We start from the raw sequence: 25892 nt of genomic DNA on the forward strand, positions 1-25892 counted from the left end.
TTCCATTTGAGAGGTGCTGACAGCAATGGTACATGATACGATCGCAGCCATTTCGACGGCAGTCGGAGAAGGCGGTATCGCGATTATTCGAGTAAGCGGTCCAGAGGCAATTGGCGGGATCGCTGCCGTTTTTCGTTCGAAAATAAACCTGAAGGATGCAGCTACGCATACGCTGCATTACGGGCACATTATAGATCCAGTAACGGGTGAAGAGGTTGAAGAAGTACTGGTTACGCTGATGAGAGGCCCGCGTTCTTTCACTGCGGAGGATGTCGTTGAGATCAACGCCCATGGCGGCGTTATTGCCGTTAAGAAGGTGCTAGACGTTGTTCTGCAGTTGGAAGGCTTTCGTACTGCGGAGCCCGGTGAATTCACGAAGCGCGCATTCTTGAACGGCCGGATCGATCTTATGCAGGCAGAGGCCGTTATTGATTTAATCCGCTCCAAATCGGATCGGGCTTTCTCGGTTGCTCGCAAGCAAGCGGAGGGTGTGCTCTCTAAGCGAATAAAAGCGCTAAGGCAAACGGTTATCGAGCTGCTTGCTCATATTGAGGTTAACATCGATTATCCGGAGCATGATGTGGAAGAGATGACAAGCTCGTTTATCCGAGATCAGTGTGACCTTGCCATCGGTGAAATCGATCGATTGTTAAAAACAGCGAATGAAGGCAAAATATTGCGTGAAGGCATTGTAACGGCGATTGTTGGACGCCCGAATGTCGGCAAGTCGTCTCTTATGAATGTACTGACACAGGAGAACAAAGCGATCGTCACGGATATACCAGGGACGACACGTGATGTAATTGAGCAATTTGTAGCTATCAATGGTATTCCGCTGCGACTTTTGGATACGGCGGGCATTCGAGAAACTTCAGATGTCGTGGAGCGCATTGGCGTAGAGCGTTCAAGAAACGCGCTTGAAGAAGCGGATCTGATTTTGTTGGTATTAAATTATAACGAGCCGCTTCAAGAAGATGATCGTGAGCTTTTGCAGCAAATGAAGGGCCGTCCGGTCATTGTGATCTTAAATAAGGCTGACTTGCCGCATCAATTAGAAATTGAGGTGGTGGAGCAGTCGATTGCTGCCGATTCCATCGTGAAAATGTCGGTCCTTGAAGAAAAAGGTCTCGATGAATTGGAGCAGACGATTAGTGAGATGTTTTTTGAGGGGCAGCTGGAATCCGGCGATTTGACCTATGTCAGCAATGTTCGACATATTGCTTTGTTGAAACGAGCGAAGCAATCATTAGTGGACGCCATTGAAGCATCGGATGCCGGCATCCCAATCGACCTTATTCAAATTGATGCGAGATCGGCCTGGGAGTCCCTTGGCGAAATTCTCGGTGACGAAGCGGGAGACTCGTTGATTGATCAGATATTCTCGCAATTCTGTTTAGGGAAATAGATGGAAGTAGGCTTTCGCCGCACACTTCGTTTATGCTAACAGGGCAGGTTAATTTAAATAACTATGCAGGTAGAACAAAATAACGAAGTTTAAACGAAGCGGGAGACCGTTCTTGAGAAAATTGATCATCCTTTGTTTAACTAATATAGCTTAAATAGATATTTATCGGTGACTTAAAATGAATGCTTACGAAGAAGGTTTTCTACGAAAACCTAAGTTAATGCTTACGAAGAAGGTTTTCGCAGAAAACCTTAGAGGAGAGTGAAGAACAATGAGATATATAGCTGGAGAATATGACGTTATTGTCATTGGAGCGGGGCATGCAGGCTGTGAGGCTGCGCTTGCTGCAGCTCGGATGGGCTGTGAGACGCTGCTGCTTACGATTAACCTGGATATGGTTGCGTTCATGCCGTGTAATCCATCAATTGGAGGGCCTGCCAAAGGGCATGTCGTGCGTGAGATTGATGCGCTGGGCGGAGAAATGGGCCGCAATATAGATAAGACCTTTATTCAGATGCGAATGCTTAATACCGGGAAAGGGCCGGCCGTTCATGCGCTTCGTGCTCAGGCCGACAAATTTGATTACCAACATTTAATGAAGAAAACCATTGAGGAAACGCCTCATTTGACGCTTCGCCAGGGGATGGCGGAAGAACTAATTGTCGAGGATGGCAAATGCCTCGGAATCGTAACGAAAACAGGTGCGGAATACCGTGCACGTACGACAGTGGTGACGACAGGTACCTATTTGCGCGGGAAAATCATTATGGGCGAGCTTATGTATGAGAGCGGCCCGAATAACCAACAGCCTTCTGTCAGACTATCCGCAAGCCTTAAGGAAAACGGGCTTGAGCTCGTTCGCTTCAAGACAGGTACGCCGCCGCGCGTTCATAAGGATACGATCGATTTCTCCAAAACCGAAATTCAGCCGGGCGACGATAAACCGAAGTTTTTCTCGCATGAGACAGAATCTTCAACAAACGAACAGCTGCCATGCTGGTTGACGTATACTTCAGAGGCGACTCATAAAATTATAAATGATAATCTTCACCGCGCGCCAATGTTCTCAGGTGCAATCGAAGGAACAGGGCCGCGTTATTGCCCATCCATTGAGGATAAAATTGTTCGTTTTGCTGATAAGCCTAAACACCAGATTTTCTTGGAGCCTGAAGGTAAAAATACTTCGGAATATTATGTGCAAGGCCTTTCAACAAGCATGCCTGAGGATGTGCAGTTAGGCATTTTACGTTCTATCCCAGGTTTGGAAAAAGTTGAAATGATGCGTAACGGCTATGCAATTGAATATGATGCAGTCGTACCAACGCAGCTATGGCCATCTTTGGAGACAAAAGTGATCGATAGCTTATTCACAGCTGGACAAATTAACGGCACCTCTGGTTATGAAGAAGCTGCAGGGCAAGGTGTAATGGCCGGTATTAATGCGGCGCGCAAGGTTCAAGGGAAAGAGCCGGTCATCATTGGACGCTCAGAAGGCTACATTGGCGTCATGATTGACGACCTTGTGACGAAAGGGACGAATGATCCTTACCGCTTGCTTACTTCAAGAGCGGAATATCGTTTGCTTCTCCGCCATGACAATGCTGACTTGCGTCTGACTCCTACAGGCTATGAGATTGGTCTGATTTCGGAAGAACGATACAATAAATTTTTGCGTAAAAAAGAATTGGTTGAGCTTGATATCGAACGGTTGCGTGGAACGAAAGTGAAGCCTGATCAAGTGAATGAAATGCTGATCGCTGCTGGAACTGCTCCAATGGAGCACGGCACGGATGCGTTGTCCTTGCTTCGTCGTCCTGAAATCACTTATGCCATGCTGGAGACCGTTGTTCCTTCTGTTCCGGAAATGAAAGAGGAGATGAAGGAACAAGTAGAAATTCAAATCAAATACGCTGGGTATATTGAGAAGCAGTTGGTGCAGGTCGCACGTTTGAACAAGATGGAGAAAAAACGGATTCCAGATGACATTGACTATAATGAGGTTCGTAGCCTTGCTTCGGAAGCAAAGCAAAAGCTGTCTGTCATTCGTCCGCTTTCGATTGGTCAAGCCTCGCGTATTGCTGGTGTCACTCCAGCTGATATTTCAATCCTCCTAGTTCACTTGGAGCACTATAACCGCGTGACGGCAGCGAGAGGTTCATAACATGGATGATACATTGGTATGGTTTACGAAAAAAATGGAGGAAAGCGGAATTCCGCTTTCCCCTGTTCAACTAGAGCAATTCGAGCAATACTACCGATTGCTTGTTGAATGGAATGAAAAAATGAATTTAACAGGCATTACCGAACGGGATGCAGTGTATGAGAAGCATTTTTATGATTCTGTTTCGTTATCTTTTTATACAGACTTGAAAAGCGTGCGGAAGCTTGCCGATATCGGTTCAGGTGCAGGGTTCCCCAGTATTCCGCTCAAAATCTGTTTCCCACATCTTCAAGTGATGATTGTTGATTCCTTAAATAAAAGAATTCAATTTTTAACTCATTTGACGGAGCAGCTAGGTTTGGATCAGGTATCATGCTTGCATGGAAGAGCAGAGGACTTGGCTCAACTGCCGCAGCATCGAGACCGGTATGATTTGGTTACTGCCAGGGCGGTTGCACGATTAAATGTATTGAATGAATTCTGTTTGCCTTTCGTCAGAAAGGGCGGTCTCTTCGCAGCAATGAAAGGATCACAATCGGATGAAGAAGTAAAAGAAGCATCTTTCAGTTTAAGAGAACTGAGAGGGAAAATTAAATCACAGCATCAGCTGTCTTTGCCAAACGAGCAATCTGAGCGTCATATTGTTTTAATTGAAAAATTCGAGGCGACTCCACGTAAATATCCTAGAAAAGCGGGCACTCCGCTTAAGCAGCCCTTAGTATAATTCAAACGTGATGTTCCACGTGAAACATTTAAAAGCAACTCCATTACAAAGTCGTCACATCACGACAACAATTATTTAATCAACCCTAGTGTCAAGCAGGAGATTGTTCAACGATAGTCGAATTATTAGGAATATGAAGAGACTGGACGGCGGCGTAAGAAAACAGGTTACGTGTGTCTTGGTCAACGTATGCTTTCAAAGAGCGGATTACTATAGTATTTTATAGTACGTATACGACTTCAATAGCTATTTTTGCGAGACTTCTTTTTCTCAAAATCGAATGAATGTTGTTACGGATGTTCGCCGTGCAGTTGATGATTATTACCTGTGAGAGGTTAAATCAACCTAAAATAATCCAATTGGCAATGAACCAATCTTACTGCTGAAGCGTATTTATTGCAAAAACCTTGTTATTGCTTTTCAATAGAATAATAGTATGCATGGTTATGAAATGAGCATGCTGGCATTTTATGAGGGAGCCATTGATTTTATGGATTGATAAAGTCATTGGTTTCATTTGAAGTGATTAAAACAAGGTTTATCTCATGATCGGGTGGTAATTATTGATATGAAAGAACAATTTTCTCGATTGTTCGGCCTGTCCGAGCAGCGCATACCGCAAGAAGAAGTTCGGCAAATTCCTATTTCAGAAATCGATGCAAGCCCTTTTCAACCGCGTACGATTTTTGATGACGACCGAATAGAAGAATTATGTCAAACGATCAAAACACATGGAGTTATTCAACCCATCGTTGTTCGGATGCGTAATGGAAGATATGAGATTATAGCGGGGGAACGCCGTTGGCGTGCCGTTACTAAGCTTGGATATGATACTATACCTGGAATCGTTCGTGAATTTAATGATTCGCAGACAGCCTCCATTGCTTTGATCGAGAATCTTCAAAGGGAAGGCCTTTCGGCTATTGAAGAAGCGATTGCTTATCAGAAGCTCATTGAACTTCATCAATTGACGCAAGAGAGCCTAGCTCAGCGTCTAGGGAAAAGTCAGTCTACCATCGCTAATAAATTGCGGTTATTAATGTTAAGTGATACGATTAAGATGGCGTTAATGGAACGCAAAATTACGGAGCGCCATGCAAGAGCTTTATTATCGCTTGATACGGAAGAGTTGCAGCATAAAGTGTTAGAGGAAATTATAACGAAGGATTTGAACGTCAAGCAGACTGAGGTTAGGATTGCTTTCTTAAAAGAATCCACGAAGCTCAAGAAAGCAAAACGAATCTCTTTTACAAAGGATGTTCGTTTGGCGCTGAATACCATTAGGCAGTCGATCGAAATGGTATCCGGATCAGGACTTCAAATTAAAACGAATGAAAAGGATCATGATGATCATTACGAGATTGTCATTCAAATCCCTAAAAGATAGAACGACATTTATTTAAAAAAGACTGAATATTACCAAAAGCCATCTTATTTTGTGCCGCCCTCACTGAGGGCGGCGATGCCATTTGTAGCAAGAAAAAGTGTTTCTGATCGCAGCATTCATAAGACAGTAGCATTGCTAGTGTTACTGTAAAGCTTCATATGATATAGATCACATCCCGTGATAACGTAATCATTCATACCATACAAACTAATTGCACATACAAAGTTGTACACATAGAGGTGAGCCGGTTTTGTCGAAGATAATTGCAATAGCCAATCAGAAGGGCGGTGTCGGAAAAACGACAACGTCTGTCAATTTAGCTGCTTGTTTAGCATCACTTGGTAAAAGAGTGCTGCTCGTTGATATTGATCCGCAAGGCAATACAACAAGTGGTTTAGGCATTAATAAAGGCGATGTAACCAATTGCATTTATGATGTCCTTATTAATGATGTGCATCCTAAGGATGCTATGTTTGAGACGAGAGTCCCTGGACTGAAGATCATTCCAGCTACCATCCAATTGGCTGGGGCTGAGATTGAATTAGTGCCAACGATCTCCCGTGAACTCCGTTTGAAAAAATCGTTGCAAATGGTTAAAGATGATTTTGACTATGTGCTAATTGATTGCCCGCCATCTCTTGGTATATTGACAATCAACTCGCTGACGGCAGCTGATTCTGTTCTTATTCCTATTCAATGTGAATATTATGCGCTTGAAGGCTTGAGCCAATTACTCAATACAGTTAGACTCGTACAGAAGCATTTAAATACTTCGTTACAAATCGAAGGCGTTCTTCTAACCATGTTGGATGCAAGAACGAATTTGGGCATTCAGGTTATTGAAGAAGTTAAGAAATACTTCCAACAAAAAGTATACCAGACAATCATACCGCGCAATGTTCGTTTAAGTGAGGCGCCTTCGCATGGCCAAGCGATTATTACCTATGATCCGCGTTCCAAAGGAGCAGAAGTGTATCTTGAACTAGCAAAGGAAGTGATTATGTATGAGCAAGCGGCTAGGTAGAGGGCTGGATGCGCTTATCCCATCGCTTTCTGTGAATGACGATGACAAAGTGATTGAAATTTCTTTGTCTCAATTGAGGCCCAATCCATATCAGCCAAGAAAGACATTCGATGAGGATTCCATTAAAGAGCTAGCCGAATCCATTAAGCAGCATGGCATTATTCAACCTATTATCGTTCGTACGGTTCTTAAAGGCTACGAAATCATAGCGGGAGAGCGTCGCTTCCGAGCATCGCAATTTTGTGGCAACGCAACGATTCCTGCTGTCGTAAGATCGTTTTCAGATCAGCAGGTTATGGAAATTGCTCTGATAGAAAATCTTCAGCGTGAAGATTTGAATGCCATTGAGGTGGCGATTGCTTATCAAGCGCTTATTGATAAGTTTAAGCTTACGCAAGAAGAGCTGTCGATGAAGGTAGGTAAATCGCGTTCACACATTGCTAACTTCGTAAGGTTGCTTTCACTGCCAGTCGATATTAAAGACAATGTTTCACGTGGAACAATATCGATGGGGCATGCAAGAGCTTTGGTAGGCATCAAGGATGTGAAAGTCCAAAAAGAGCTAGCCGATTTGGTCGTTTCACAAGAGTGGAGCGTTAGGGAACTAGAGGAAGCGATTCAGAAGCTTGATTCCAAGCAGCCTGATGATAAAACGAAGCCAAATCAGAAGAAACGCGATCCGTATATTGATCATCTAGAGGAGTCGCTACGTGAACGATTCAAAACGACCGTGAAAATAAAACAACAAAAAGATAAAGGTAAAATTGAGCTGCAATACTATAGCAAGCAGGACCTGGAACGGTTGTTAGAATTGCTTCAGTATATGGCATAAGTAATACCAAATCATGGCATACCTAAGTTGTAATCTTGCTTTTGAAAGATTAAACTAAGGTATGCCATTGTTGTGACCAAATGAGCGGAGAAGGTTGTGAAACGATTGACTGATAGTGAGAATAAGATAATTTATTTGGATCATGCGGCAACCTCCTGGCCGAAGCCGCCAACGGTGACCGAAGCCGTTATGCATGCGATGTTGCATGATGCGGCTAATCCAGGCCGAGGCAGTCATGCGATGGCTGTTCGTGCAAGTCGCGTTCTGTTTGAAACGCGAAAGCAGCTATCCAAACTATTTAATATAAAGAACCCGAATGATATTGCGTTTGCATCCAATACCACGATGTCATTAAATATGGCGATAAAAGGATTTCTTAAACCAGGAGATCATGTGATTGCGACTTCGGTCGAACATAATTCAGTAAGAAGGCCGCTATATTATTTAGAGCAAACAATTGGCATTGAGGTTACCTACGTAGAATCGGATGAAAAAGGGAATCTAAATATAGATGAAGTATCAAAGGCCATTCGATCAAATACAACGCTTGCCATCGTTAATCATAGCTCCAACCTGTTAGGGACGATTATGCCAGTAGCAGAGATTGCGGAATTGACGAAGAAGCATGGCATAACGCTGCTTGTAGATGCCGCCCAAAGCGCAGGCATAATCCCTGTGGATGTAAAGGCGATGGGCATTGATATGCTGGCGTTCCCTGGTCATAAAGGGTTGCTCGGCCCACAGGGCACAGGCGGCCTGTACATCGATCCGGAGCTCGAACTGGTCCCTTTGCTTCATGGAGGGACGGGGAGTCAATCAGAGGCTCGTGAGCAGCCTATGGTGAGGCCCGATCGTTATGAGGCGGGTACGCAAAATACACCGGGCTTGGCTGGTCTGAAAGCTGGCGTGCAGTATGTGCTAAATGAGACGATCGAGAGCATTCATGCAAAGGAATGGGCTTTGACGCAGCGAATGATTCAAGGGTTACAGCCTTTGAAGGGGATTCAATTACTTGGTCCAGAGCTTGGGGAACCGAGGACGGGTATTGTCGCTTTTAATTTAGAGGGAGTAGATCCATCGGAGCTTTCCTTTATTTTGGATCAGCATTACCAAATCGCCGTACGAGCAGGCTTTCATTGCACACCGCTCGCACATGCATGTGCAGGTACGTTGGAAACAGGAGCAATACGCGCAAGTGTAGGCATTTATACAACAGATGCCGACATTGATACCTTTACGGGCGCTATAAAAGAAATATCGCTGAACTATGATGGGGCTTAGCAATGAATTGGGGGCGGACTAGCAACGATGGAAGACTGGACATCAAATCCGATGAATGCTGTTACTGTAGGCATAACATTACTCGTTATCATTTTATTTATATGGATTTCGATTGTGGGCAGGCGGCTGAAAAAGCTTAGAAAGCAATATACAGCGGTCATGGGGAGCACAGGCATAACGAACATTGAAGAGGTTATTGTTGAGTTGAAAGAAAGTCTTGCTGCACAGCAGCAGGAAAACCAGCATATCAAAGCACAGCTTGCAGAGGTACAGAAAACGCTGCCTAAGCAAAAGGGGAAAGTTGGCGTTGTCCGCTACAATGCCTTTGCTGAGCAAGGCAGTGATTTGAGCTTCTCCATTGCAATCATCAATGACGACATGGATGGCGCTATTTTCTCAGGCATTCATAGCCGTGATAATACTTATGTGTATGCTAAGCCAGTGGAAAAAGGGGAATCAGCCTATCCTCTTACACCAGAGGAACGGAAGGCGATTTTGGAAGCAAAATAAGTATGGCATTAGGTGTTGTCAGATGCTGCCGTTTGCTCAATAACGCTCGTGCCTAAATGGGCATGATTGGCTATAGCCGTAAATAAGCTTAACGAAATAATATCAGACATTTTGACAACCAAATGCAAACGGGTATTTTGCAGTACAAAATACTCCATGAAGCCGCCAACATTCACTATGCCGGTAATATGAATATCTCCAACCGGTGGCAGATCTTTATTGACGCCGGCACCGGGACGTACCGGGCCTACGCCAACCTGGATGCTGCCCACGCTGGCTACCTGACCCAGACAAGCATCAATGCCAACCACAAATGGCTTGTGGAATCGGCGGTTGATTTCCATCAGCGTGTCGTCCAGATTCATGGCATGAACCGGATTCTCTAATGTACCGTATAAAGAAAAATGCGGACTGCGGTATTTGGAGAGCGAGGTGCCGATAAGCGGCCCCAAAGCGTCCCCGGTAGAGCGGTCCGTCCCGATACAGACAACAACGATCGGACGGTTCTCAGCCATTTCTTCAAGCAAATGCGTGAGACGATTGGCGACCATGCCAATCACGTTAGCGGTAGTGTAGGGTACCTTCAAAGGAGTCTCTTTCATAAATGGAAGCTTCATAGAATCCCTCCAATAATGCCGATATGCTTCTAGTATATGGTTAAGAGAACCATTTTATACGTCAGATAGTTTTGATATTTTCGGCTAGGTTTGATAAGGCTGCTGCTCTTGCAAATGAAAGGGGGGAGAGGCTCATGTTAATCGCATTTGATTCAACCCAGCAGGCGCTGCGCGCAGAGATGCTGCTTGAATATGCGGAGGTGGAGATTGATATATGCCCCACGCCAAAGGAAATTACAGCGGGCTGTGCGTTATCGATTCATTTTCCGGAAGAGGATTTGACTAAGGTCAAAGAGGTCATTGAACAGGAACGCGTAGAGATCAGGGGCATATTCAAACCGGTGCAAATCGGGTATGAACAACTAGAGATATAGATCGCTTGGGGGATAGGATGAGGAGGAATGAACATGTCAATCACAGAAGTCTATAATCGTGTTGTGGGCTGGTTGACAGATAACGACGTATGGGAGTCATTTGGCAAATCTGCCTTGCGTGTTATTATCTTTTTGGCTGTAGGCCGACTCGTCGTATGGGTGATCCATAAAACCATTGATCGAGTCGTGCTTGAGAGGGAAGCGAAGCGGTTGCCTTCTCATGCAAGAAGAATGACCACAGTCGGAAAGCTCATGAAAAATGTTACCTCATATGTCGTGTACTTTATAACCGTAATGCTCGTATTATCCGAATTTGGCATTAACTTAGGGCCGCTGCTGGCTGGAGCTGGCGTTCTAGGGCTGGCGATCGGTTTTGGCGCTCAAAGCTTGGTGAAGGATATTATTACTGGATTTTTTATCGTGTTGGAGGATCAATTTGCCGTTGGGGACGTCATCCAGACCGGCCAATTCAAAGGGACGGTAGAAGTGATCGGGCTTCGTACAACGCGGGTTCAAAGCTGGACAGGGGAAGTGCATATCATTCCGAATGGAATGATCAATGAAGTCACCAATTTTTCCGTCAATAATACGGTTGCCGTAGTGGATATCTCGATTGCCCATGAGGAAGAAGTAGATCGGGCGCTAGAAGTTATTCGATATACGATGATCACGATGAAGGATGATAATCTGATCAATGCACCTGAGGTGCTAGGCATTCAAGCCATTGCTGCGACAGGGGTAACGATACGCGTCATTGCGGAATGTCGGCCAAATACGCATCCGGTTGTAGCGCGTAAGGTGAACATGGAGATCAAGAAAGCTCTGGACGCCAGCGGGATAGAGATTCCTTATCCGAGAATGGTTACGTATCAGCGCAATGAAAAGGGAGGCGTGAAAGATGGAGCGTAAGCAATTTGAGCTGGGTGACGTTGTTCAAATGAAAAAACAGCATCCTTGCGGCTCTAACGAGATGGAAATCATTCGAATGGGAATGGACATCCGCATTAAATGCGTTGGCTGCAAACATAGCGTGCTTATACCGAGAGCGAAATTCGAGAAAAACATGAAGAAAGTCCTTCGTTCAACGATAGCTGATGGTGGTGCAGCAGAGATTTAATTTAATCCCGGTTAACATTTTACCAATAAGTGCTTGCGTGAAGACAAGCCATATGCTATAATAATTTTTAAATGCGGAGAGGTACCCAAGAGGCCCAAGGGGGCTGACTCGAAATCAGCTAGGCGGGTCAAACCGTGCGTGGGTTCGAATCCCACCTTCTCCGCCATTATATGTACAGTCAACGATTCGATTGCCGAATCGTTTTTTTTATATGACTCGAGGAGGCTGATTCGATGGGGACGCCAAAGCTGCCATTAACGGATGCTGAACGAAAGATGCTCAGACAAGCCAAGATCAAGCTAGGGTCGATCGCGGCTTTCACGTCTGATCAGCTAAGCATAAGCCTCGGGTCTTCGCTTGAACGGGCGGCCATATTGCTTGCTTACGCAAAGTTTCAGGCAGTGCCATCAATCGGCCCAAGTTTGGCTCAAAATTTGATCGAGCTTGGCTTTTATGACCTGTCAGAAATTAAAAGCAGCGGTGAAAGCGGGGCACAGCTTGTGGAGCGCCTGGAGAGGCTGCACGGGGTTTGGATGGATCCCTGCGTTGAAGATGTGATGAGACTTGCCGTCCATCATGCCAACGAGCCTGGCAGCGGTAAGCAGTGGTGGGACTTTACAGCCGAGAGAAAAGCTTACCGGAAGCTGAATGGATATCCGGATGATCGCCCCATCAAAGCCTGGCACGCCTAATGAATGAAACAAGAAGAGAGCTCGCAAGAGCTCTCTTCTTGTTTCGAGTTCAGAGAGTTGTCAATCCAATTACTATTTGTCCAAGCTGGGTTTAGTGGCCCATACGCTTCCACTTGCGCTCATGATTCGTGTTATCGGGAAACCGTTCCCCTTTGTTGAGATGTACTTTTTTAGGATTTTGTATGCCCATGTGAAATGAGTTTACCCCATCTTCAATATAAGTGCCGTCATTCGGAGCTTTGTCTCCAGCCGAGAACATGGTACCTTCACCCATTATGATCATCCTCCGATAAGTCAGTTTAGAACGGATCAATACATTAGTTGTCTTTGACCGTTCATTGCCATAGTATTTGCAGCTAAAGGGAATTAAATAAGTAGCAGATAACGGTTATGATGCGATATTGGCGTTATAAACGTGACGAAGACAGTTGCAGGGTATTATTTTACTTGTCATAGGCATATGAATTTGATATAGTATAGAGATGCGAGCAGAAGCTCGCTCCTTGCTCCATTTATGGGGCCGTTAGTCCAAGAGGAGGTGAAACAATATGCGCAAATATGAAGTAATGTACATCGTACGTCCAGACGTTGAGCAAGAAGCCTTGCAAGCGATCGTTGACAAATTCCATGGCATTATCTCCAACGGCGGAGAGGTCACTAAGCAAGATGTGAGCGGAAAACGTCGTCTTGCGTATGAAATCAACAAGCTTCGTGATGGTTATTTTATTTTGGTACATTTCAACGCAACGACTGAAGTTGTGAATGAACTTGACCGCATCATGAAGATTACGGATGAAGTTATCCGTTCGTTGATCGTCAGAGACGTCGCTTAATCCACGCTGGATTGTTCGATTGGGAGGTCAGAAACGATGTTGAACCGTGTTATACTAATTGGTAGATTGACGAGAGACCCAGAGCTTCGTTATACGCCTGCAGGCGTTGCAGTTACACAATTTACGCTAGCCGTAGACCGTCCGTTTACAAGCGGTGGACAAGGCGAGCGTGAAGCGGATTTCATTCCGGTTGTAACTTGGCGTCAACTGGCCGAGACTTGCGCCAACTACTTGCGCAAAGGCCGTCTAACAGCGGTTGAAGGTCGCATTCAAGTTCGGAATTACGAGAACAACGAAGGCAAACGCGTCTACGTGACGGAAGTTATCGCAGATAACGTTCGGTTCTTGGAATCCAACAAAGATGGCGGCGGTGGCTCGCGCGAAGAAGGCGGAAGCAGCTACAGCGGCGGTACAAGCACCGGCGGAGGTTCCTTCGGCGGAAATGCTTCCCAAAGCGGCGGTAACCGTCCATCTGGTAATAACTCACGTAACGACAGCCGTGATCCTTTCCAGGATGACGGACGCCCGATTGATATATCAGAGGATGATTTGCCATTTTGATCACGAAGTAGGTTCTACTTCGCGTATCAATGGAACGGTTATGCAGCCTTTATGGCGATATAAAGCTGCTGTGTAATTGTAAAATTTTCAACGATAAGGAGGATACCTATCATGGCTTTCAAGCAAAGAGATAACGGTGGCGACGAGCGTCCAGAGCGTAAGTTCAGCGGACGTAAAGGCGGACGCAACAAGCGTCGGAAAGTATGTTTCTTCACTGTAAACAAAATCACTAAAATTGACTATAAAGATGTTGATTTGCTGAAAAAGTTTATCAGCGAACGCGGCAAAATCTTGCCACGTCGTGTGACTGGTACAAGCGCGAAATACCAACGCTTGCTTACTGTTGCAGTTAAACGTTCACGTCAAATCGCATTGCTTCCTTACACGACTGAATAGGTCGCTAAGTGAATATGCACCAAAACGGAGGAGCCTGTCACCAAGGGCTCTTTTTGTTTTATGAAGGAGAGTCCTTGTGAATAGGGGCTCTCTTTTTGCTGTATGCTAATGCGATGGCTTGAGGGAAGGAGTGTACAGTCATGCAATTTATTTTATGTTTAGCGCTTATTATTGTATTTACCAAGGCGGCAGGCCATCTATCGGTAAAATTAGGGCAACCGTCCGTGTTAGGCAAGCTTATCGCCGGTATCCTGCTCGGTCCAGCCTTGCTTGGCTGGATTCAGCCCGATGATTTCATAAGCCATTTTGCTGAAATAGGCGTGTTGCTTCTTATGTTTATTGCGGGATTAGAGACAGATCTGGAGCAGCTGCGCCAAAACTGGAAAGCTGCTTTTGCCGTAGCAATTGGAGGCATTATTTTACCTTTTATCGGAGGGTATGCCCTAGCGGCTGCCTTTGGCATGTCTAACGCGGAAGCTCTTTTTCTTGGTCTTCTGCTCTGTGCCACCTCGGTGAGCATATCCGTTCAGACATTGAAGGAAATGAACCAGTTGGGCTCGAAGGAAGGCACAACGATTCTTGGAGCAGCAGTCGTCGATGACGTAGTCGTTGTGATTATGCTTGCCGTAATGATGAGTATGCTTGGAGCAGGGGACTCGGTATCGATTCCAATGCTCATCGGAAAGAAGCTGCTGTTTTTCATCGTTGTCATCGCCGTAAGCCTATGGATCATTCCGCCATTTATGAAGCTGATCTCCCGCTTTAAAGTGACGGAAAGCGTGGTAAGCGCTGCATTGATTGCGTGCTTTGCCTTTTCTTATTTTGCCGAGGAAATGGGCGTTGCAGGTATAATTGGTGCCTTTGCGGCGGGAATTGCCATTTCACAAACGGGCTTCAAGCATCAGGTGGAAACCAAGATTGAACCGATCGCCTATGCGCTGTTCGTACCCGTGTTTTTTGTGAGCATTGGCTTGAATATTACATTTGAAGGGATAGGCAGCCAGCTTTGGTTTATTCTTGTCCTTTCTATCATTGCCGTCCTGACGAAGCTTTTTGGCGCTGGGGTAGGGGCAAGGCTAAGCGGCTTTGATAACCACTCTTCACTCGCTATTGGTGCGGGCATGATCTCGCGCGGTGAGGTTGCTTTAATTATAGCGGCCTCCGGCCTGGAATCAGGCCTTCTGCTTCCGCAGTATTTCACGTCGGTGGTAATGGTCGTTATTGTGACGACGCTTGTCACTCCGCCGATGCTCAAAGTTATTTTTCCGAAAGAAAAACAAGAAAATTCCGGATCTCGTTAGCTGTATCCGGTTTTCCATACATGAAATGAAGGGAATCAAGGGCAGGATCCATAAACGGATGCTGTTCTTTTTTGATGTCTGAAAAATCAGTTTGATCATGATCCGCAATTCGCGTTTTGATTTATAGAAATGCTACAATGAGAAAAATGAACAACTGCAAGTCATACAGAGAGGGAAGATGAATATGGACAATGCCAGAACAGGAACCGAACGATTCAAAAAGTTTATTTTGAATAACAAGTTCGTATTGTTCCTGCTTGTGCTGCTGCTTGTCGGCCTGAATATTATGGTGCTGACGAAGATTTCTTATATTTTCACACCGTTTACGGTGCTGCTCAAAACCTTGCTTCTGCCTGTCATACTAGCGGGAATAGCTTACTATTTGTTAAACCCTGTGGTTGATTTTCTCGAGCGCAAAAGAGTAAAAAGAGTATATTCCATTATTGTTTTGTTTCTAGTAGGCGCTGGCCTGATTACGATATTGCTCGTTGCCGTCATTCCTTTTCTGAATGAACAAGCGGTGAGCCTAATCAATAATTTTCCGAAATACGGGGAACAGCTTCGGCATATCTTTGAGGACTTTATGGGAAGCGCAGGTTTCGTACAAATTCAGGATTGGTTTAATCTTAATCCTGCCGAGCTGTCTGGCGATCTAACGGACAAGGTCACAAAGCTGCTCAATGGTACCTTATCGAGCTTAGGGTCGATCGTAGGCGCGCTTAAAGAGGTAATACTTGCCATTTTAACACTGCCGTTTATTTTATTCTATTTGTTAAAAGACGGAAAGCATCTTCCGCAAGCCATTGTTCGCTTTCTGCCTGGCAAGCTGCAGCCCCAGACAAAAACGATTATGGCTGAAATGAATAATCAGATCAGCAGCTACATCAGAGGCCAAATTATTGTGAGCTTCTGTATCGGAGCGCTTCTATACATTGGGTATTTGATCATCGGGCTGGAATATTCGCTAGTGCTCGCTTTGGTAGCTGCGTGTACGAGTGTAATCCCTTATTTGGGGCCAGCGATTGCTATTACGCCGGCATTGATCGTTGCAATGGTTACCTCGCCGGTAATGCTGCTTAAGATGATTGTAATTTGGACAATCGTTCAGCTCATTGAGGGGAAATTTATTTCACCTCAAATTATGGGGAAAAGCCTGCAAATTCATCCCATCACGATTATATTTGTTATCTTAACCGCGGGTAACTTGTTCGGCATTGTTGGGATTGTACTTGCGGTCCCTGGGTATGCGGTATTAAAGGTTATTGTCATCCACCTGTTTGATTGGCTTAGAAATCGATCCTCGCTTTACCAGCATGAGGAGAAGGGCAGCAATAAGCCTCTATAGCAAGCGGAATTTCTCCAGCAGCTTGAAGTAGATGAAGACGATGCCGAAGGCAAGTAAATAGGACAGAAAGGTAAAACCGATATTCCATCCGTTCCCGTAGGTTACTTTGCCAACCAGCAGTGCACTAAATTCGAGCAGCGTAGTAAACAAAATAAAAAGAAACAAGATTAGCGCCGTTTTGTTCCGGTGGAGCAGGATGGCCCAGATCATGAAGCTGGCCAAAATCGGATAAAGTCCTGTGTCGAGCGGCAGCGCCGATACAGACTCATCATTGGGGATTAGAGGCGTGAAATCCCAGAAGCCTAACTGAAAGCCAAAAGAGTTAATGACCAATGAGGCTACAGAGCCTATAGGATAGATGAGCAGCAAGGTTTTTGGACTTTTCCGAATCAAGAATATGGCTGCAAGCCATGGAATGACAAATCCGCAAATGATATTGATCAGCATCCGATACAGGTCTCCTTTGATTTTCCCTTAGATTGCCCTTTCCCGGAAGCATCATACGTGTGGAGCAAAAGAACAAAAAGAACAAGGACGGTATCCTCGGATACCGTCCTTGTCCACTTTCTATTAAGACAATGGTTTACGCTTGTCCGGCTTCCGGCTTGAGCAGTTGAATCGGCGATGTGATGGTAAGCTCGACCTTATTGACCCGGTGCTTGCTGACTTCGCGTACCGTAAAAATTAAGTTCTGGAAGCTGAATTGCTTGCCAGGCTTAGGCTCTTCCATTTCGCTGAACAACCAGCCGCCGACCGTGTCGACTTCTTCGTGCTCAAGCTCTGCTCCTATCAAATCACCGAGCTCCGTTAGGGATACCTTTCCATCCAATAAATAAGAGGTATCGGAAATTTTATCGATATCCTTGCGCTCATCGGCATCAAACTCATCTCGGATATCCCCAACGATTTCTTCTAAAATGTCTTCAATCGTAACAAGTCCGGACGTACCGCCGTACTCATCGACTACGATTGCAAAGTGAACGCGTTCCTGCTGCATTCTTGTTAATAGGTTTTTCACAGGCAGCACTTCGGAAACCGACATGACGGGTTGAATTAATGTTTGCAAATCGATTTCTTTGTTTATTTGATATTGTAGAAATAATTGCTTCGTATTAATCATGCCAACAATATGGTCTTTACTGTCCCCGGCAACCGGGAAACGTGTATATTGCTCCTTGCGGATAATCTCCATATTTTGTTGAAGCGTATTGTTCTTGTATAGGACGGTCATATCGGTACGAGGAACCATAATCTCTTTGGCTAAAATTTCGTCAAAGGCGAAGATCCGGTTTACGTAGCCGTACTCCGTATTATTAATTTTTCCGCTTTCCAGGCTGTCGCTCAATATAATTTGAATTTCTTCTTCCGTATGGGCATTCTCATGCTCTTTGGCCGGCTTTAGACCAAATAAACGGACCAAGGCATTGGCCGAGCCATTCAATACAAAAATAAAGGGATACATGACTTTATAGAAAAGAATAATCGGCTTTACTACAGTAAAGCTCACAAGCTCCGCCTTCTGAATCGCAATACTCTTAGGAGCAAGCTCACCAATAACGACGTGGATGAAGGTTACACCAATGAAGGCAATGACAAATGAAAGGATATGGCTGATATTGCTATTGAGATTCCATTGCTCGAATAAAGGAAGCAGAAGCTTCTCGACCGTCGGTTCACCGAGCCAACCTAGTCCGAGTGCTGTAATGGTAATGCCGAGCTGACAGGCAGATAGGTAACCATCCAAATTGCTTACGACTCGTTGCACGGCAAGCGCATTTTTCTTGCCTTCAACGACTAATTGGTCAACCCGGCTGGAACGAAGTCTGATAATAGCAAACTCAGTAGCTACGAAAAAGGCGGTTAACACAATTAACAAAGCAAATAAAAATAGATTAAATCCTATACCCATAATGAATACTCACAATCCTTCTTATTCAAATTTTGATTTCTATTCTCTTAATAGTACGAACTTTCTGATGATTCATCAAACCGCTGTTTCGCGGAAAAGAAGCTTCATTTGACCAATTAGGCTGATTTAGAGGTGCTGACAGATCAAAATTAGCCAATAGCTCAGTTTTTCGAGATCATCAGTGTGGTTTAATGATGAGTTCATATGAACTCGTATTCGGAAATAAAAAAAGAACAGCACGATGCCGTCCCTTTTTATCTCTATATTCCTTAAAATTTATTGGCTTGCTGCTCAGACCAGTCGCCGATAATCGGAAGCTTGGTAAGCTTTCCTTGCAGCGTCAGTAGCATAAGACCAATCCATAACACCAAGGACGCTAACGATATAAGCCCACCTAGCAGCCATCCAATGATAGGGATCAGGCCAATGATGAAACTGATCACGATAACTGAAACACTGACAACAATGGATTGGACAGCATGTAATTTGACGAAGCGGCTTTGTTTCTCCAGTACCAAAAAAATAATGCCGGTTATAAAGCCGCCAAGGTAGCATAGCAAGCCCGCCACTTTAGGGTCTAATCCGGTGGAGGAGCTGTCCGGTTGTAAAATTGGAGGTTGGTTCAAGTGATTCACCCTTTCCATTTAACATAATCTTGCAATGATTGTATTCGTCATAAATAGTTAATAGACCTTTTTATTTTATAAAAAAAGTTCCAGAATTGGCATGAAAACATTGTAAAAGATTTGTAACCTGTTTCGACAATTTATCGTCTAAACTAGAGAAGCATGCTGATAAAAGAATAGATTAGATAGGAGCAATCATTAAAACTATGAATAAGCGCAAATGGATATACCTGTCGTCATCTGTCGTATTAATCCTTGTCGTTGCACTCTTTCTCAACCGCAGCGCACTAGCCATGCTCGGATTCGATTGGTTCCTCCAGGGTCATGTGGAGAAGAAGCTTGAACAAACCTATAAGCCAATTGATGGACGGGAACCCGTTCCAGTTAGTACAATAGATAAGAAGCAGGATCCGTTCTCCGTGCTGCTGCTTGGGATTGATCAGCGCGGCAAAGAAATCGGACGCTCGGATACGATGATTTATACCGTTGTTCGACCTAATGACGGAGACATCCTGATGGTTTCGATTCCGCGTGATACGTATGTTGAAATTGTCGGCAAAAACAAGGAAGATAAGATTACGCATGCTTTCGCGTTCGGCGGAGCGGGGATGGCGATGGATACCGTTGAGAAGTTTTTGAATGCGCCGATTAATTACTACGCGTCTATTAACTTCGAAGGATTCCGTAATGCCATCGATACGCTGGGGGGTATCTCGCTTCCGATTGAAGAAGATATCGTGAACAAGGACCCTGACCACGAGAAGTTTGTCATTAAAGCCGGCCAAGACGTCTATAATGGTCAAGACACGCTGAACTATGTCCGGTACCGTGAAGATGCCGGCGGCGATATTAACCGTACAGAGCGCCATCAAATATTTTTGAATCTCCTGCTCGATAAAGCAAAGCAAATGAATCAATGGTCCAAGATTCCTGATCTTATTGATATTATGGGTGAAAATTTCAGCACGGATATGCGGCCGCAGCAGCTTGTAGACTTAGGTCAAAGCATGCTGCAAGCAAAGCAGCGCAACATTTACAGCCACTCGATCACAGGTGATGGGCATCGCTTGAAAAGCGGAGGAACCTGGTATTATTTTGCCGATGAAGAGGATGTAGCGAAGGTACAGACGATGATTAAGAGCTGGTTAAATGCGGATACGCCTGCAAGCAGCCTTATTTTGCCGGATAAATACACAGCAAACAAGGGCAAAGAGGTAGGCGCCCTATCCAGCAGTTCAAACAGTGACGCTTCGTCCGATCAGCCGTAAGACTGGTTGCTCCGATCCGTCAGCTGCCTTCGAAGCATGGAAAAGGGAATAGCAAACGGAACGGAGTTGTTGGCGAAGATGAATATAGCTTTCTTTTTATTGCCGAAGCAAGAGGTCGTGTGCTTGTCACAGGATACAACGCTGCGGCAGACGCTAGAGCGCATGGAGTATCATCGGTATACGGCCGTGCCGATTATTAATGAAGATGGCGGATATGCAGGCACGGTCACTGAAGGCGATTTGCTGTGGTATGTTAAGGACCACGGCGACCTGACGCTGGAGCAGACGAACAAAGTACGGCTTCGGGACGTGCCGCTGCGCATGAATAATAAAACGGTGCGAATTGATGCCAACATGGATGATCTGATCTCACTAGCCAAGCTTCAGAACTTTGTGCCAGTGGTGGACGATATGAACCGTTTTATCGGAATTGTACGCAGAAGCGAAATTATCGATTATTGCCAAAAAATTATTATGGAGCAGCATAACGTGCTGCAGGATCAATAGCTGAAAGCTGGGGAGAAGCTCACCGAAGGGTACTATTCTCAGCCATTAAAGGACATCATAATGAACAAAGAAGACGGAATGCAGTTGCTGTTCCGTCTTTTTTATTTGCGAGCAGCAACGGAATGATTATGGGAGCGTGGAGCGGCATCCTTTGATTGTGAGTGATAATTTAAGCTTTTATGCTATAATGAGTTGTAAAAGTTTCGTAAGAAACCAGATTATATAAGCAAGAGGTGAACGGTTTGAAAACCGGCTTGAAACCAGTGCTGTGGAGCTTAGCGGCACTCCTTTTATTATTGTCCCTTGTCCTACCTCTCTTTAATCTCATTAGCTTGCTGCTGATGATGGTACCGCTCGTAGTGCTGTATACAACTCTGCCGCCAAAATCATTTGCACTGCATATGATTCCAGTCTGGGTGCTGGCGTTTGTTATCGGTGGACCGGCAACGCTCATTATCGGGTTGTTTTTTTTGATCCCGTCCATTGTGATGGGCCACTTGTATATGAAGCAAGCTTCTGCCTCAAGGGTCATACGGACAGTCGGCGTTGTATTTCTTGCACAATTGATGCTGGAACTGCTTATATTCGAAATGTTCCTCGATATTTCCTTGCTCAAAGAAATGGGCTCGTTCGTGCGGACGATGTTTGACGATTTGATGACGAAAGGCCTGGTTCCCGCAGATTGGAATTCAGACTTTACGGAAGTCATTATTCACACCATGATTAATTCCATTCCTGTAGCTTTTATTATGATGGCTTTCGGGTACACGGTGATCACGCAATTTCTGGCACGCCGATTGGTAAAGTGGAGCGGCGGACCGGAGACACCAAGATTTGCACGGGCTAGAGACTGGCGTTTGCCGCGCTTGCTTGTGGTTATTTATCTCATTGCTTATGTGATGGAGATGTTCTCGTCTACAACTAGCGATTCCTTCTTCGCAGTTGCATTGCTTAACCTAATTCCTTTGCTTAGTTATGTTTTTGCGTTTCAGGCCATCGGATTTTTCTTCTTCCTTGCGCATCAGCGGGGATGGAACAAAGCGGTGCCGGTGCTTATTGCCATTCCGGTCCTTATCTTCCCGCCGCTCAGCTTAATCGGCGTGCTGGATACCGCTTTTCCAATCCGAAAGTCGTTTACGAAACCATAGCACAGGAGCGGATCGGAAATGCCGAAGTTTTTGGTTACACGTTGGCACGGAATGCATCAGATATGGGCGTTCGTATTAATGGTGCTGATGTCAGTAGCACTCGCCTGGTTTCAGTGGCTGCTTGGCCTTATTGGCCTGCTGCTGACCGGCGGGGTTTTGTTTTATACCGTAATGGCGGAGCGGGCGTTCCGCAAGGATTTGAAATCTTATTTAGGTACGCTGTCTTACCGCGTCAAGAAGGCAGGCAATGATGTAATCAGCGAGCTGCCTTTCGGAATTATTTTATATAATGAAGAACGTACCGTGGAATGGCACAATCCCTATATTGCGGGTTTAATGGAGAAGGAGAACGTCATTGGCGTTCCGCTTGCGGAGCTATTTCCTTCGCTGCAGCAGGTCAAGGAACGGGAAGGTACGATTGAAGCCACCGTTGGTTCCCATGTGTATCAGCTCATCTTTAAGCCCAAGGAACGAATTTTATATGTTCAAAATATTACCGAGCGCTGGCAACTGGCCCGGAAATATGACGATGAGAAGCTCGTGCTTGGCGTTGTCATGATCGATAATCTTGAAGAAGTGACGCAAGGACTCGATGACCATCAGCGCAGCTCGATGCTGGCGAAGGTTACGACCGAAATTACGGAATGGGCACAAAAGTATCAGCTTTATTTGAAGCGGCTTACGTCAGACCGATTCTTGCTTGTTACAGACCAGAAGACACTGAAGCAGTTGGAGCAGTCCAGATTCCTTGTGCTCGATGAGGTTCGGGATATTACCGGCGATCATAAAATTCCGGTCACACTCAGCATCGGCTTCGCTGCGGGTGCTGAACATATCATTGAGCTTGGCCAATGGGCGCATACCAGTCTGGACATCGCGCTTGGTCGTGGCGGTGACCAGGCAGCCGTTAAGGTTGGCAGCCGCCAGTCCTTTTATGGAGGAAAGTCCAATGCGGTAGAGAAGCGGACGCGCGTGCGTGCGCGTGTCGTTGCCCATGCGCTGCGGGACCTCATTAAAGAGAGCCACAACGTTGTCATTATGGGCCACAAGATGCCCGATATGGATGCGATTGGCGCAGCTATCGGCGTGATGAAGGCAGCGCAGCTGTTCGGCAAAGAAGCGTATATTGTGCTTGAAGGCGTGAACCCGGCCATTCAGAAAATGATGGAGCTGATTAAGGAAGACGAGAAGCTCTCCAAACGTTTCGTATCGCCAGAGCAGGCTTCAGCGCTCATTACGCCTCAGACGCTTGCCGTAGTTGTGGATACGCATAAGGTTTCCATGGTCAAGGAGCCGAAGCTGCTTACGCAGACGGACCGTATTGTTGTGGTCGATCATCATCGACGCAGCGAGGAATTTATTGCGAATGCCATATTGGTGTATATGGAGCCATACGCTTCATCGACCTGTGAGCTCGTAACAGAGCTGCTTCAGTATATTCATGACCGTGTCGTGCTCGATGTACGGGAATCTACGGCTTTGCTAGCCGGTATCACGGTTGATACGAAGAGCTTCTCGCTTCGTACGGGTGCCCGCACCTTTGAAGCCGCATCGTTCCTCCGCCGCAACGGGGCGGATTCGATGATGATTCAGCGGATGCTGAAAGAAGATCTGGAAGAATATGTACGCAAAGCTGAAATTATTAAGCATGCTGAGGTATTATATGAACATATAGCGATTGCGGTAACCGAGAGCGGCCGCAAATATTCGCAGCTGCTCATCGCGCAATCGGCGGATACGCTGCTCAATATGACAGACATCCTGGCTTCCTTTGTTATCGGGGAACGGCAGGATGGGCTCATTGGCATCAGTGCCCGCTCGCTCGGCCATATGAATGTTCAGGTCGTCATGGAGCGAATGGGCGGCGGAGGCCACTTGACCAATGCTGCAGCGCAGCTTGAAGGGTCCGTTGTGGATGTAGCTAGACGTCTGAAGCAGGTTTTGGACGAAATCGAAAAGGAAGAGGGGTTATTTGAATGAAAGTAATCTTTTTGCAGGATGTTAAGGGACAAGGGAAAAAGGGGCAAGTGAAGGATCTTTCCGAGGGGTACGTACGCAACTTCCTATTGCCGCAAGGACTGGCGAAGCTGGCGTCGGACGGCAACCTGAAGACGCTTGAGGTTCAGAATGCTTCGGAGCAGAAGCGTAAGGATAAAGAAAAAGAAGACGCTCAGGCGCTAGGTAAGAAGCTGGAAGAGATGACCGTTGTCATCAAAACCAAAGCGGGCGAGGGCGGCAGATTATTCGGCGCGATTACGAGCAAGCAAATCGGCGAGGCGCTGGCAGCACTCGGCATTAAGGTCGACAAACGCAAAATCGAGATGGAAGATCCGATTCGTTCGCTAGGCGTAACACAAGTGGTGGTTAAGATTCATCCGGAAGTAAAGGCAAAGCTAAGCGTTCAAGCGTCAGAGGAATAGAAGCGGGACTAATGCTTACAAGCGGGTTTTCTACACAACTACGCTTATACTTAAGCTGTATTTTTTGTAGAAAACCTTTAGGAGGGACCAATGAGTACAGAGCTGATGTTTGACCGTGTTCCACCGCAGAACTTAGAAGCTGAACAAGCTGTCATCGGGGCAATATTGCTGCAAGCGGAAGCGCTTATTACAGCGATGGAGCGGGTGCGCAGCGAAGACTTCTATAGCGGTCCCCATAGACAAATCTATGAAGCGATGGTCGAGATCGCCGAGAACAACCAACCGGTTGACCTCGTAACCTTGACCGCGCATTTGCAGGATCAGCATCTTCTTGAGGAAATTGGCGGCGTCAGCTATTTGGCGAAGCTGGCCAATTCCGTGCCGACTGCGGCAAACGTCGATTATTATGCGCAAATCGTCGAAGAGAAGTCGATGCTCAGGCGCTTGATCCGAACCGCAACGAATATCGTCTCCGATGGATATGCCAACTCCGAGGATGTTGGCGTGCTGCTCGGCGATGCAGAGAAGAAAATTCTCGAGATATCGAATCGCCGATCCGGCAGCGGCTTCATCTCCATCCGCGATGTGCTGATGGAGGTCTTCGAGAAGGTTGAGCAGCTTTATCAGGATAAGGGAGGCACGACAGGCATTCCGTCGGGCTTTACCGACCTTGACCGGATGACTGCCGGCTTCCAGCGAAGCGACTTAATTATCGTTGCTGCCCGTCCTTCTGTAGGTAAAACGGCATTTGCGCTTAACGTAGCGCAGAATGTCGGCGTCCGCGCCCGCGAGACCGTGGCCATCTTCAGTCTGGAGATGTCAGCCGCTCAGCTGGTTCAACGTATGATCTGTGCCGAAGCCAACGTTGATGCACAGCGCATGCGTACGGGCCACTTGGAAGGCGACGACTGGGAAAAGCTGACGATGGCCATCGGTTCCTTGTCCGAAGCGCAAATCTTCATCGATGATACGCCGGGGATTACGGTAGCCGAGATTCGTGCGAAATGCCGTCGTCTAAAGAAGGAAAAAGGCCTTGGCATGATTATGATCGACTATTTGCAGCTGATCTCCGGCCGCGGTAAAGCGGGCGAGAACAGGCAGCAAGAGGTATCTGAGATTTCGCGTACCTTGAAGCAAATTGCTCGTGAGCTTGAGGTTCCCGTTATCGCGCTCTCGCAGCTCAGCCGGGGCGTTGAGCAGCGGCAGGATAAACGCCCGATGATGTCCGATCTCCGGGAGTCAGGATCGATTGAGCAAGATGCCGATATCGTCTCCTTTCTTTACCGGGATGATTATTACGATAAAGAGTCGGAGAAGAAGGATATTATCGAGATTATTATTGCCAAGCAGCGGAATGGACCGGTAGGTACAGTAGAGCTGGTGTTCCTCAAAAAGTATAATAAATTCGTAAGTATTGATCGCGCGCATCAGGATCCGATGCAAGCATCATGAAT

28 protein-coding genes and 1 tRNA gene are annotated in these 25892 nt (G+C 46.0%); 24 read left to right on the forward strand and 5 right to left on the reverse strand.

The window, feature by feature from the left end; all coding sequences use genetic code 11:
* Window positions 1-25: 25 nt before the first annotated feature.
* The 8 genes from mnmE (at window position 26) to FJQ58_RS02460 (ending at window position 9324) form a co-directional block, all read left to right on the forward strand.
* The gene (gene mnmE / locus FJQ58_RS02425) at window positions 26-1405 is read left to right on the forward strand and encodes a tRNA uridine-5-carboxymethylaminomethyl(34) synthesis GTPase MnmE (RefSeq protein WP_139990845.1); all 1380 of its coding nucleotides are present in this window, start codon (window positions 26-28) and stop codon (window positions 1403-1405) included.
* A gap of 271 nt (window positions 1406-1676) precedes the next feature.
* On the forward strand, window positions 1677-3566 hold the full coding sequence (gene mnmG, locus FJQ58_RS02430) for a tRNA uridine-5-carboxymethylaminomethyl(34) synthesis enzyme MnmG (RefSeq protein WP_139990846.1): 1890 nt from the start codon (window positions 1677-1679) through the stop codon (window positions 3564-3566).
* 34 nt (window positions 3567-3600) lie between these two features.
* Window positions 3601-4290, forward strand: a complete 690-nt coding sequence (rsmG, locus tag FJQ58_RS02435; protein WP_420799807.1) for a 16S rRNA (guanine(527)-N(7))-methyltransferase RsmG — start codon at window positions 3601-3603, stop codon at window positions 4288-4290.
* Window positions 4291-4858: 568 nt separating this feature from the next.
* Entirely contained in the window at window positions 4859-5677 is an 819-nt protein-coding gene (gene noc, locus FJQ58_RS02440) for a nucleoid occlusion protein (protein WP_139990919.1), read from the forward strand.
* 250 nt (window positions 5678-5927) lie between these two features.
* Window positions 5928-6701 (forward strand): ParA family protein, encoded by a 774-nt coding sequence (locus tag FJQ58_RS02445; RefSeq protein ID WP_139990848.1) that lies wholly within the window; start codon window positions 5928-5930, stop codon window positions 6699-6701.
* Window positions 6682-7533 carry a ParB/RepB/Spo0J family partition protein gene (locus tag FJQ58_RS02450; RefSeq protein WP_139990849.1) on the forward strand — a complete coding sequence of 284 codons (852 nt, stop codon included), beginning with the start codon at window positions 6682-6684 and terminating at the stop codon, window positions 7531-7533. The genes FJQ58_RS02445 and FJQ58_RS02450 overlap by 20 nt, the downstream gene beginning before the upstream one ends.
* A gap of 105 nt (window positions 7534-7638) precedes the next feature.
* On the forward strand, window positions 7639-8814 hold the full coding sequence (locus tag FJQ58_RS02455; RefSeq protein WP_238403744.1) for an aminotransferase class V-fold PLP-dependent enzyme: 1176 nt from the start codon (window positions 7639-7641) through the stop codon (window positions 8812-8814).
* Window positions 8815-8841: 27 nt separating this feature from the next.
* Window positions 8842-9324 (forward strand): DUF4446 family protein, encoded by a 483-nt coding sequence (locus FJQ58_RS02460; RefSeq protein ID WP_139990850.1) that lies wholly within the window; start codon window positions 8842-8844, stop codon window positions 9322-9324.
* 8 nt (window positions 9325-9332) lie between these two features.
* On the opposite strand, the gene yyaC is transcribed toward FJQ58_RS02460, so the two are convergent.
* Window positions 9333-9941, reverse strand: a complete 609-nt coding sequence (gene yyaC, locus FJQ58_RS02465) for a spore protease YyaC (RefSeq protein ID WP_139990851.1) — start codon at window positions 9939-9941, stop codon at window positions 9333-9335.
* 134 nt (window positions 9942-10075) lie between these two features.
* On the opposite strand from yyaC, the gene FJQ58_RS02470 reads away from it, so the two are divergent.
* The 5 genes from FJQ58_RS02470 (at window position 10076) to FJQ58_RS02490 (ending at window position 12124) form a co-directional block, all read left to right on the forward strand.
* Window positions 10076-10315, forward strand: coding sequence for a putative Se/S carrier protein (locus FJQ58_RS02470; RefSeq protein WP_139990852.1), 240 nt, complete (start codon window positions 10076-10078; stop codon window positions 10313-10315).
* Window positions 10316-10348: 33 nt separating this feature from the next.
* The gene (locus tag FJQ58_RS02475) at window positions 10349-11224 is read left to right on the forward strand and encodes a mechanosensitive ion channel family protein (RefSeq protein ID WP_139990853.1); all 876 of its coding nucleotides are present in this window, start codon (window positions 10349-10351) and stop codon (window positions 11222-11224) included.
* Window positions 11214-11432, forward strand: a complete 219-nt coding sequence (locus tag FJQ58_RS02480; RefSeq protein WP_139990854.1) for a DUF951 domain-containing protein — start codon at window positions 11214-11216, stop codon at window positions 11430-11432. Before FJQ58_RS02475 ends, FJQ58_RS02480 begins: the two co-directional genes overlap by 11 nt.
* A gap of 75 nt (window positions 11433-11507) precedes the next feature.
* A tRNA-Ser gene (locus FJQ58_RS02485) sits at window positions 11508-11598 on the forward strand.
* A gap of 67 nt (window positions 11599-11665) precedes the next feature.
* Window positions 11666-12124 carry a helix-hairpin-helix domain-containing protein gene (locus FJQ58_RS02490; protein WP_139990855.1) on the forward strand — a complete coding sequence of 153 codons (459 nt, stop codon included), beginning with the start codon at window positions 11666-11668 and terminating at the stop codon, window positions 12122-12124.
* 91 nt (window positions 12125-12215) lie between these two features.
* Here FJQ58_RS02490 and FJQ58_RS02495 read toward each other — a convergent pair whose 3' ends face one another.
* A complete protein-coding gene (locus tag FJQ58_RS02495) occupies window positions 12216-12398 on the reverse strand; it encodes a YjzC family protein (RefSeq protein ID WP_139990856.1) in 183 nt (60 codons plus the stop codon).
* A gap of 274 nt (window positions 12399-12672) precedes the next feature.
* Between FJQ58_RS02495 and rpsF the strand changes: the two genes are divergently transcribed.
* From rpsF to FJQ58_RS02520, 5 genes are all read left to right on the forward strand, one after another.
* Window positions 12673-12957, forward strand: a complete 285-nt coding sequence (rpsF, locus tag FJQ58_RS02500) for a 30S ribosomal protein S6 (RefSeq protein WP_139990857.1) — start codon at window positions 12673-12675, stop codon at window positions 12955-12957.
* 36 nt (window positions 12958-12993) lie between these two features.
* A complete protein-coding gene (gene ssb / locus FJQ58_RS02505) occupies window positions 12994-13518 on the forward strand; it encodes a single-stranded DNA-binding protein (RefSeq protein WP_139990858.1) in 525 nt (174 codons plus the stop codon).
* A 111-nt stretch (window positions 13519-13629) separates the two neighbouring features.
* The gene (gene rpsR, locus FJQ58_RS02510; RefSeq protein ID WP_139990859.1) at window positions 13630-13914 is read left to right on the forward strand and encodes a 30S ribosomal protein S18; all 285 of its coding nucleotides are present in this window, start codon (window positions 13630-13632) and stop codon (window positions 13912-13914) included.
* A gap of 140 nt (window positions 13915-14054) precedes the next feature.
* Window positions 14055-15215, forward strand: coding sequence for a cation:proton antiporter (locus FJQ58_RS02515; protein WP_139990860.1), 1161 nt, complete (start codon window positions 14055-14057; stop codon window positions 15213-15215).
* A 184-nt stretch (window positions 15216-15399) separates the two neighbouring features.
* Window positions 15400-16560 carry an AI-2E family transporter gene (locus FJQ58_RS02520; protein WP_139990861.1) on the forward strand — a complete coding sequence of 387 codons (1161 nt, stop codon included), beginning with the start codon at window positions 15400-15402 and terminating at the stop codon, window positions 16558-16560.
* Here FJQ58_RS02520 and FJQ58_RS02525 read toward each other — a convergent pair.
* From FJQ58_RS02525 to FJQ58_RS02535, 3 genes are all read right to left on the reverse strand, one after another.
* The gene (locus tag FJQ58_RS02525) at window positions 16555-17007 is read right to left on the reverse strand and encodes a CBO0543 family protein (protein ID WP_139990862.1); all 453 of its coding nucleotides are present in this window, start codon (window positions 17005-17007) and stop codon (window positions 16555-16557) included. The genes FJQ58_RS02520 and FJQ58_RS02525 overlap by 6 nt on opposite strands.
* 136 nt (window positions 17008-17143) lie before the next feature.
* The gene (locus FJQ58_RS02530; RefSeq protein ID WP_139990863.1) at window positions 17144-18469 is read right to left on the reverse strand and encodes a hemolysin family protein; all 1326 of its coding nucleotides are present in this window, start codon (window positions 18467-18469) and stop codon (window positions 17144-17146) included.
* A 269-nt stretch (window positions 18470-18738) separates the two neighbouring features.
* On the reverse strand, window positions 18739-19104 hold the full coding sequence (locus FJQ58_RS02535; RefSeq protein WP_420799808.1) for a DUF4870 domain-containing protein: 366 nt from the start codon (window positions 19102-19104) through the stop codon (window positions 18739-18741).
* 197 nt (window positions 19105-19301) lie between these two features.
* Between FJQ58_RS02535 and FJQ58_RS02540 the strand changes: the two genes are divergently transcribed.
* The 6 genes from FJQ58_RS02540 to dnaB all read left to right on the forward strand — a co-directional run bounded on the left by FJQ58_RS02540 (window position 19302) and on the right by dnaB (window position 25890).
* On the forward strand, window positions 19302-20363 hold the full coding sequence (locus tag FJQ58_RS02540; RefSeq protein ID WP_139990865.1) for an LCP family protein: 1062 nt from the start codon (window positions 19302-19304) through the stop codon (window positions 20361-20363).
* A gap of 78 nt (window positions 20364-20441) precedes the next feature.
* Window positions 20442-20870, forward strand: coding sequence for a CBS domain-containing protein (locus tag FJQ58_RS02545; RefSeq protein WP_139990866.1), 429 nt, complete (start codon window positions 20442-20444; stop codon window positions 20868-20870).
* A 242-nt stretch (window positions 20871-21112) separates the two neighbouring features.
* Window positions 21113-22018, forward strand: coding sequence for a DUF2232 domain-containing protein (locus tag FJQ58_RS02550; protein ID WP_420799806.1), 906 nt, complete (start codon window positions 21113-21115; stop codon window positions 22016-22018).
* Window positions 22019-22036: 18 nt separating this feature from the next.
* A complete protein-coding gene (locus tag FJQ58_RS02555) occupies window positions 22037-23998 on the forward strand; it encodes a DHH family phosphoesterase (RefSeq protein WP_139990868.1) in 1962 nt (653 codons plus the stop codon).
* The gene (gene rplI / locus FJQ58_RS02560) at window positions 23995-24438 is read left to right on the forward strand and encodes a 50S ribosomal protein L9 (protein ID WP_139990869.1); all 444 of its coding nucleotides are present in this window, start codon (window positions 23995-23997) and stop codon (window positions 24436-24438) included. Before FJQ58_RS02555 ends, rplI begins: the two co-directional genes overlap by 4 nt.
* A 90-nt stretch (window positions 24439-24528) precedes the next feature.
* Window positions 24529-25890 (forward strand): replicative DNA helicase, encoded by a 1362-nt coding sequence (gene dnaB / locus FJQ58_RS02565; RefSeq protein WP_139990870.1) that lies wholly within the window; start codon window positions 24529-24531, stop codon window positions 25888-25890.
* The last annotated feature ends 2 nt before the right edge of the window (window positions 25891-25892 follow it).

This window comes from Paenibacillus paridis (assembly GCF_006345825.1).
GTDB classification, from domain to species: Bacteria; Bacillota; Bacilli; order Paenibacillales; family Paenibacillaceae; genus Pristimantibacillus; species Pristimantibacillus paridis.

What these genes read in the sequence shown, in the direction of transcription:
- mnmE (WP_139990845.1), top strand. Translation starts at nt 26, where the DNA reads ATGGTACATGATACGATCGCAGCCATTTCGACGGCAGTCGGAGAAGGC.
- mnmG (WP_139990846.1), top strand. Translation starts at nt 1,677, where the DNA reads ATGAGATATATAGCTGGAGAATATGACGTTATTGTCATTGGAGCGGGG.
- rsmG (WP_420799807.1), top strand. Translation starts at nt 3,601, where the DNA reads ATGGAGGAAAGCGGAATTCCGCTTTCCCCTGTTCAACTAGAGCAATTC.
- noc (WP_139990919.1), top strand. Translation starts at nt 4,859, where the DNA reads ATGAAAGAACAATTTTCTCGATTGTTCGGCCTGTCCGAGCAGCGCATA.
- FJQ58_RS02450 (WP_139990849.1), top strand. Translation starts at nt 6,682, where the DNA reads ATGAGCAAGCGGCTAGGTAGAGGGCTGGATGCGCTTATCCCATCGCTT.
- FJQ58_RS02460 (WP_139990850.1), top strand. Translation starts at nt 8,842, where the DNA reads ATGGAAGACTGGACATCAAATCCGATGAATGCTGTTACTGTAGGCATA.
- yyaC (WP_139990851.1), bottom strand. Translation starts at nt 9,941, where the DNA reads ATGAAGCTTCCATTTATGAAAGAGACTCCTTTGAAGGTACCCTACACT.
- FJQ58_RS02470 (WP_139990852.1), top strand. Translation starts at nt 10,076, where the DNA reads ATGTTAATCGCATTTGATTCAACCCAGCAGGCGCTGCGCGCAGAGATG.
- FJQ58_RS02475 (WP_139990853.1), top strand. Translation starts at nt 10,349, where the DNA reads ATGTCAATCACAGAAGTCTATAATCGTGTTGTGGGCTGGTTGACAGAT.
- FJQ58_RS02480 (WP_139990854.1), top strand. Translation starts at nt 11,214, where the DNA reads ATGGAGCGTAAGCAATTTGAGCTGGGTGACGTTGTTCAAATGAAAAAA.
- FJQ58_RS02490 (WP_139990855.1), top strand. Translation starts at nt 11,666, where the DNA reads ATGGGGACGCCAAAGCTGCCATTAACGGATGCTGAACGAAAGATGCTC.
- FJQ58_RS02495 (WP_139990856.1), bottom strand. Translation starts at nt 12,398, where the DNA reads ATGGGTGAAGGTACCATGTTCTCGGCTGGAGACAAAGCTCCGAATGAC.
- rpsF (WP_139990857.1), top strand. Translation starts at nt 12,673, where the DNA reads ATGCGCAAATATGAAGTAATGTACATCGTACGTCCAGACGTTGAGCAA.
- ssb (WP_139990858.1), top strand. Translation starts at nt 12,994, where the DNA reads ATGTTGAACCGTGTTATACTAATTGGTAGATTGACGAGAGACCCAGAG.
- rpsR (WP_139990859.1), top strand. Translation starts at nt 13,630, where the DNA reads ATGGCTTTCAAGCAAAGAGATAACGGTGGCGACGAGCGTCCAGAGCGT.
- FJQ58_RS02515 (WP_139990860.1), top strand. Translation starts at nt 14,055, where the DNA reads ATGCAATTTATTTTATGTTTAGCGCTTATTATTGTATTTACCAAGGCG.
- FJQ58_RS02520 (WP_139990861.1), top strand. Translation starts at nt 15,400, where the DNA reads ATGGACAATGCCAGAACAGGAACCGAACGATTCAAAAAGTTTATTTTG.
- FJQ58_RS02525 (WP_139990862.1), bottom strand. Translation starts at nt 17,007, where the DNA reads ATGCTGATCAATATCATTTGCGGATTTGTCATTCCATGGCTTGCAGCC.
- FJQ58_RS02530 (WP_139990863.1), bottom strand. Translation starts at nt 18,469, where the DNA reads ATGGGTATAGGATTTAATCTATTTTTATTTGCTTTGTTAATTGTGTTA.
- FJQ58_RS02540 (WP_139990865.1), top strand. Translation starts at nt 19,302, where the DNA reads ATGAATAAGCGCAAATGGATATACCTGTCGTCATCTGTCGTATTAATC.
- FJQ58_RS02545 (WP_139990866.1), top strand. Translation starts at nt 20,442, where the DNA reads ATGAATATAGCTTTCTTTTTATTGCCGAAGCAAGAGGTCGTGTGCTTG.
- FJQ58_RS02555 (WP_139990868.1), top strand. Translation starts at nt 22,037, where the DNA reads ATGCCGAAGTTTTTGGTTACACGTTGGCACGGAATGCATCAGATATGG.
- rplI (WP_139990869.1), top strand. Translation starts at nt 23,995, where the DNA reads ATGAAAGTAATCTTTTTGCAGGATGTTAAGGGACAAGGGAAAAAGGGG.
- dnaB (WP_139990870.1), top strand. Translation starts at nt 24,529, where the DNA reads ATGAGTACAGAGCTGATGTTTGACCGTGTTCCACCGCAGAACTTAGAA.